The following is a 6,908-nucleotide window of genomic DNA, read 5'->3' as shown; positions in this document are numbered from 1 at the left end:
GCCCGAGACCGTGCAGCGCCACATCCTCGACCAGTTGCCCGAGAGGCGCGTCGAAATGCATCGCCACGGCCTTTGGCTGGGGCCCTGGCCCCACAGCGAGGAACAGGATCGATGAAGCGGCTGACCTTCTATTTCGACCCCATCTCGCCCTACGCAGCCCTGGGCTTCGAGGCCCTGCCCGAAGCGCTGGCGGGCCACAGCGTCGAGGTCGTCTACCGGCCTATCCTGTTTGCGGCGCTGCTGCAGGCCCTGGGCCAAAAGGGCCCGGCCGAGATCGAGGCCAAGCGGCGCTGGACCTTCCGCCAGGTGGCCTGGCTGGCGCACGCCCAGGGCCTCGTGCTGGACCCGCCGGCCCAGCACCCCTTCAACCCCTTGCCGCTGTTGCGGCTGGCCTGGGCCTGTACGGCGCCGCAAGGGCAGCCGGGCGACACCCCGGGGCGCTGGGTCGTCGAGCAGCTGTTTCATCACGTCTGGCGTGGCGCCGGTGCCGACGCCAGTGACGCCGCCCGCATCGCCGCGCTGACCGAACGCCTTGCGCCCGCGCAGGATCCGGCCGGCGAGGCCGTCAAGCAGCGCCTGCGCAGCGAGACCGAGGCGGCACTGGCCCTGGGCGTCTTCGGCGTGCCGACCGTCGAGTTCGAAGGCCGGTTGTTCTGGGGCCAGGATGCGCTGCCGATGCTGCGTGCTGCGCTGGACGGCGACCCCTGGTTTCGCAGCGGCATTTGGGAATCAGCGGCCCAGGCCCGGCCCGGCATCACCCGGAAACACTGAGCGCGGACCAAGAACAAGCCCTGCGGCTTCTTCGACGCCTCGCGAAGGACTGCCGGCATGCAGGCCGGCAGACATGATTCAAAACGTCTCAGGATTTACCCGCGAGGGTCATCTGATCTCGCATTGAGAAATGCTGACTGCGGGTTCCTGCGGAGTTTGTCAGCCTCGATTCAGACTGGCGTCAGAACACGGTCAGAGGCGGTGTGAATAGTCGCGGTGAGGGAAGCCTGTGGGGCGGCCCGACAACTGACGGAGACATATCAATGGCAACTGCGACTTCGACGGCCGCGACGCCGATGACCAAAGAGGAGAAGAAGGTCATCTTCGCCTCCTCGCTGGGCACGGTGTTCGAGTGGTACGACTTCTACCTTTACGGCTCGCTGGCGGCCGTCATCGCCAAGCAGTTCTTTGCCGGCCTGGATCCGAGCGCGGCCTTCATCGCCTCGCTGATGGCCTTTGCCGCCGGCTTCATCGTGCGCCCCTTCGGCGCGCTGGTGTTCGGCCGCCTCGGCGACATGATCGGCCGCAAGTACACCTTCCTGGTCACCATCCTGATCATGGGCCTGTCGACCTTCATCGTCGGCGTGCTGCCCACCTACGCGACCATCGGCGCCGCGGCGCCGGTCATCCTGGTCGGCCTGCGTCTGCTGCAGGGCCTGGCCCTCGGCGGTGAGTACGGCGGTGCCGCCACCTACGTGGCCGAGCATGCCCCTCACGGCAAGCGTGGCGCCTACACCTCGTGGATCCAGACGACGGCGACGCTGGGCTTGTTCCTGTCGCTGATGGTCATCCTCGGCGTGAAGAACTCGATGTCGGACAAGGACTTCGGCGAATGGGGCTGGCGCATTCCCTTCATCGTGTCGATCCTGCTGCTGGGCGTTTCGGTGTGGATTCGCCTGTCGATGAACGAATCGCCCGCCTTCCAGAAGATGAAGGCGGAGGGCAAGACCTCCAAGGCGCCGCTGTCCGAATCCTTCGGCCAGTGGAAGAACCTGAAGATCGTGCTGCTGGCGCTCTTCGGCCTGGTGGCCGGCCAGGGCGTGGTCTGGTATTCGGGCCAGTTCTACGCGCTGTTCTTCCTGACGTCGGTGCTCAAGGTGGACCTCACCTCGGCCAACATCTGGATCGCCATCTCGCTGCTGCTGGGCACGCCCTTCTTCGTCATCTTCGGCACCCTGTCGGACAAGATCGGCCGCAAGCCCATCATCATGGCCGGCCTGCTGCTCGCCGCGCTGACCTACTTCCCGCTGTTCAAGGCCCTGACCGCTGCGGCCAACCCCGACCTCGCCAAGGCCCAGGAGACCGCCAAGGTCACGCTGACCACCAACATGGCCAGTTGCTCCTTCCAGGGCAGCCCGCTGGCACGCGAGGTGGACTTCACCAGCGCCTGCGACATTGCCAAGCGTGCTCTGGCCCAGTCGTCGGCCAGCTCCGAGACCATCGAGGCTCCCGCAGGTGCACCAACGGTCGTGAAGGTCGGCGAAAAGGAAATCGCCGTCCCGACCGCCACCAAGCTGACCGAGCACAAGTTCGACGAAGCCAGTACCAAGGCCATCGCCGGCTTCAAGAAGGAGCTGGGCGAAGCGATGAAGGCTGCCGGCTATCCGGCCAAGGCCGACATGGCCAAGGCCAATGTGCCGATGGTCATTGCCATCCTGTTCGTGCTGGTGCTGTACGTGACCATGGTCTACGGCCCGATCGCGGCCATGCTGGTGGAGATGTTCCCGACCCGCATCCGCTACACCTCGATGAGCCTGCCGTACCACATCGGCAACGGCTGGTTCGGCGGCATGCTGCCCTCCATCACCTTCGCGATGGTGGCGCAGAACGGCAACATCTATCACGGCCTCTGGTACCCCATCATCATCGCGGCGGCGACCTTCGTCATCGGCGTGCTGTTCGTGCGTGAGACCAAGGACGTGGACATCTACGCCCGCGACTGATCATGTTTTTCCCGGGGAGTTCCCGGGATGTCTACACGAGGCCGGCTTCATGCCGGCCTTTTTCGTTCTGGCTAGCCCTGCTTGTCGATGGCAGTCTGCCCTGCGACGATGCCGCTGATGCCCAAGTCCAAAGACCCTTCCGACAGCAGCGCTGGTGAGCAACGCCGGCTGCAGATGGTCGACATCGCCCGCCTGGCCGGCGTGTCGGTGTCCACCGTGTCACGGGCCCTGAACGGCAGCGAGCTCGTCAATGCCGAGACGCGCCAGCGCGTCGCCGAATTGGCCCGCTCGCTGAACTACTCGATCAACTTCGGTGCGCGCAATCTGCGGCTGCAGGAGAACAAGACGGTGGCCGTCGTCGTGCCCTACGACGCCAAATCCCGCCAGCACATCTCCGACCCCTTCTTCCTGTCCATCGTCGGCTCCATTGCCGACGCGCTGACCGACCGCGGCTACGACATGCTGCTGTCGCGCGTCGACGCCGAGCGGCTGGACCTGGCCTCGCACTGGTTCGACTCCGGCAAGGCCATTGGCGTCGTCCTCATCGGCCAATGGCGCCACCACGACCAGCTCAACGACATGGCCGCGCGCAAGCTCCCGCTGGTCGTCTGGGGCGGCGAGATGCCGCAGCAGCTCTACTGCAGCGTGGGTGGCGACAACGTGCTGGGCGGCACGCTGGCTGCGCGTCATCTGCTGCAACTGGGCCGGCGCCGCATCGCCTTCGTGGGCGATGCCAATCTGCCCGAGGTCTGGCTGCGCCGCCAGGGCTACGCCCAGGCGCTGCGCGAGGCGGGCCTGGACGTCGACCCCGCGCTGGAGCTGGCCGCGCCCTTCGAGCCCGGCGTGGCGACCGAAGTGCTGCGCGAGTTCTGTTCTGCACAGCGTGGCTTCGACGGCGTCGTCTGCTGCAGCGACGTGCTGGCGCTGCTGACCATCCAGGCCTTGCGTGCCGCGGGCCGCAGCGTGCCGGGCGACGTGGCCGTCATCGGCTACGACGACATGCCGTTGGCCGCCTACTGTGACCCGCCGCTGACCACCKTCCACCAACCGGTGGCCGAAGCGGGTGCTGAGCTGGTGGAAGCACTGCTGGGCCAGCTGCGTGGCGAACGCGCCGGGCCGCGCACGATGCCGGTTTACCTGACGCTGCGCGAGAGCGCTCCCCACGCCTGACGGCAGCACCCTGACCGCGCGGCCCGCGCCGCCCGGTCAGCGCAGCTGTGGGCCGGAGCGCGGCTGCCTATCGTTTTCATTCGGTCAAATATCAGTACCAATGATGTTTGTCGAATACGTGTTTCTACCGAAATGCAATCGATTGCAAAACAAACGGCGGCGACGCAGAATGGCGGCACGGATCGGCGCTCGACAGGGTGGCCAAGCCGCTTCGCCCCGCAGAGGGCGCTCAAACACCGACAACCAGGAGACTCCATGCCCAGCCCCCATCCGACCGCCGCGCGGTCCAGCCGCCGCCCGTCTCTGCAACCGCTGTCCGCCGCCGTGGCCCTGGCGCTGTTGAGCGTGGCCGCGCAAGGCCAACAGGTCGCCGCTACCGCCGCTGAATCGGCCGACGGCCTCAAGCTCGACGCCGTCGTCGTCACCGGCACTTCGACGGCCAAGTCCAAGATGCGCTCCAGCGTGGCCATCTCGACCATCGAGAGCGAAGGCGTCGCGGCCGTCACCGCCGCCAGTGCCACGGACCTGCTCCGGGGCGTGCCCGGCATCCGCGCCGAGGCCAGCGGCGGCGAGTCCAACGCCAACGTCGCCGTGCGCGGCATCCCGGTCTCGGCCGGCGGCGCGCGCTACATCCAGTTCCAGGAAGACGGCTTGCCCGTGCTGCAGTTCGGCGACATCGCCTTCGCCACGCCCGACACCTGGATGCGCGCCGACGCCGGCTTCGAGCGCCTGGAGGTCGTGCGCGGCGGTTCGGCCGCGCTGTTGGCCACCGGTGCGCCCGGCGGCATCATCAACTTCATCGGCAAGACCGGCCTCGAGCCCGGTGGCAGCCTGCAGCTGACCAAGGGCCTGGACTTCGACCAGACCCGCGTCGACTTCGGCTACGGCGGTCGCCTGGCGGCCAAAACGCGCTTCTTCATCGGTGGCTTCTACCGCGTGGGCGACGGCGGCCGCAAGGGTGCCGACGGCACCGAGAACGGCGGTCAGGTGCGCGCCAACGTCACCTTCGAACTGGAGGGCAAGAGCTATGTGCGCTTCAGCCTCAAGCACCTGGATGACCACAGCCCGACCTTCATGCCTACGCCGGTGAAGTACGTGAACGGCAGCATCCAGGAGATTCCCGGCCTGGACCCGCGCCGCGCCGCCTTCTACGATGTCGCCTGGCCGCTGGACAGCACGCTGACCAACACCAACAGCCGCGCCACCAGCAACATCCGCGACGGCCTCACTGCCAGGAGCGACGCTTTCGGCGCCGACCTTGACCTCGACGCCGGCGGTGGCTTTCGCCTGCAGAACAAGTTCTCGTGGAGCCGCAATTCGGGTCGCTTCATCGGCATCTTCCCAGGCGACGACGTGGCCGCCGCGCCGGCCGGCACCACCCTGGCCACTGGCCCCGATGCCGGTGCGGCCTACACAGGCAACAAGTTCACGGCCGTCGTCTTCAACACCAAGGTCGACAACGCCGGCCTGATGGCCAACGACCTGAAGTTCTCGCGTGACTTCGAACTAGGCGGTGCAGCCAAGCTCAGCGCCGTGGCGGGCCTCTACACCTCGGTGCAGCAGTTGGACCTGACGTGGAACTTCAACCAGTACTCGCTGTCGGCCAGCGGCGAGGGCGCCCGCGTGCTGAACGTGCCCGGCGTCGTCAACGGCTCGCCGGGTTTTGGCGGCTGCTGCAGCAACACGCAGGACAGCAAGTACACGACCAACGCACCCTACGTGGTGCTGAACTACGAGGCCGGCCCGCTGTCGGCCGACATCGGTGTGCGCCGCGACAACCAGAAGGCCAGCGGCGCCTACTACCAGTCCAACGCCGGCGTCAGCTACGACCTGACCAAGCCCAACGCCATTGATTACGACTTCGGCCGCACCTCGTATTCGCTGGGTGGCAACTACGCGCTGAGCAAGGACCTGTCCGTCTTCGCCCGCTATTCCGACGGCGCTGCCTACAACGCCGACCGCATCACCTTCTTCAACAACCCCAACCTCGTCAACGGCAAGAGCCCGACCATCCCGACCAACAAGGTCAAGCAGGCCGAGGCCGGCGTGAAGATCCGCGGCAACGGCATGAGCCTGTTCGCCACGCTCTTCCACGCCAAGACCGACGAGGTCAACGTCGACGTGACGACCAACCCCATCGTCGCCAGGGCCAACAGCTACCGCAGCAACGGTTTGGAACTGGAAGGCTCGGCCCGTTTTGGCGTCGTCAACGTGCTGGGTGGCCTGACCTACACCGATGCGAAGCAGGCTGACGGCCGGGCTCCGAAGCGCCAGGCCAAGGTCGTCTACCAGCTCACGCCCACGGTCAACCTCAACGATGCACTGAGCTTCGGCGTCAGCATCGTCGGCACGTCCAAGAGCCTGGACGATGGCCCCACCGGTGCGCTGACCATCACGCTGCCGGCCTACACCGTCGTCAACGCGTTTGCCAGCTACGCGCTCACCGACCGCGCGACGCTCTCGCTGGCGGCCAACAACCTCTTCAACGAGCTGGCCTACACCGAGAGCAACGACGGCCGCGGCGCCGCGCGTGCCTACACGGGCCGCACCGTGAAGGCGTCGCTGCGCTACAGCTTCTGAGCGCGATGAGTCCCATCCTGGTACTGGGCGAGGCCCTCGTGGACGAGTTCCACGACGGCCCGGTCGCCGGGGGCGCGCCCTTCAACGTGGCGCGCTCGCTGGCCGCGTTGGATGTGCCGCTGCGCTTCGTCAGTCGCGTCGGTGCCGATGATGCGGCGGGCCGCCTCGTGCTGGAAAGTGCAGCGCGCTACGGCCTCGCCATCGACGGCATCCAGCGCGATACGACCCGTGCGACTGGACGCGTCAGCGTGCATGAGGATGCGGGCGGCGGCCATCGCTTCGAGATCCATGTCGACGCGGCCTGGGACCACCTCGAAGCGCCGGCCGTGGGTGACGCCGGCATCGTCTACTTCGGCAGCCTGGCCCAGCGCCACGCCGTCTCGCGCGCAGCCATCCGCGCCACGGTCAAGCGCATGGCCGGCCCGCGTCTGCTGGATCTCAATC

5 protein-coding genes are annotated in these 6,908 nt (G+C 67.1%); all 5 read left to right on the top strand.

Translation table 11 applies throughout. From position 1 onward, the window contains the following. Nucleotides 1–111 precede the first annotated feature (111 nt). Nucleotides 112–771: a DsbA family protein gene (locus ACXJKR_RS20075; protein ID WP_457324312.1), complete on the top strand. Its 660-nt coding sequence runs from the start codon at nucleotides 112–114 to the stop codon at nucleotides 769–771. A gap of 263 nt (nucleotides 772–1,034) precedes the next feature. Continuing rightward, nucleotides 1,035–2,714 carry an MFS transporter gene (locus ACXJKR_RS20070; RefSeq protein WP_056197700.1) on the top strand — a complete coding sequence of 560 codons (1,680 nt, stop codon included), beginning with the start codon at nucleotides 1,035–1,037 and terminating at the stop codon, nucleotides 2,712–2,714. Between the two features lie 117 nt (nucleotides 2,715–2,831). Then, nucleotides 2,832–3,884, top strand: a complete 1,053-nt coding sequence (locus ACXJKR_RS20065; protein ID WP_457324311.1) for a LacI family DNA-binding transcriptional regulator — start codon at nucleotides 2,832–2,834, stop codon at nucleotides 3,882–3,884. A gap of 255 nt (nucleotides 3,885–4,139) precedes the next feature. After that, complete coding sequence (locus ACXJKR_RS20060) at nucleotides 4,140–6,464, top strand: TonB-dependent receptor (protein ID WP_457324310.1); 2,325 nt, start codon at nucleotides 4,140–4,142, stop codon at nucleotides 6,462–6,464. A 5-nt stretch (nucleotides 6,465–6,469) separates the two neighbouring features. Beyond that, a partial coding sequence (locus ACXJKR_RS20055) for a PfkB family carbohydrate kinase (RefSeq protein WP_457324309.1) occupies nucleotides 6,470–6,908 on the top strand: 439 nt, incomplete at its 3' end.

This window comes from Roseateles sp. P5_E11 (assembly GCF_054049355.1).
The sequence above is the reverse complement of the archived record's forward strand: the minus strand, read 5'-3'. Positions and strand labels throughout refer to the sequence as shown.

Excerpts from the sequence above, each read along its gene's own strand:
- ACXJKR_RS20060 (WP_457324310.1), top strand. The coding sequence starts at position 4,140 with ATGCCCAGCCCCCATCCGACCGCCGCGCGGTCCAGCCGCCGCCCGTCT.
- ACXJKR_RS20070 (WP_056197700.1), top strand. The coding sequence starts at position 1,035 with ATGGCAACTGCGACTTCGACGGCCGCGACGCCGATGACCAAAGAGGAG.
- ACXJKR_RS20075 (WP_457324312.1), top strand. The coding sequence starts at position 112 with ATGAAGCGGCTGACCTTCTATTTCGACCCCATCTCGCCCTACGCAGCC.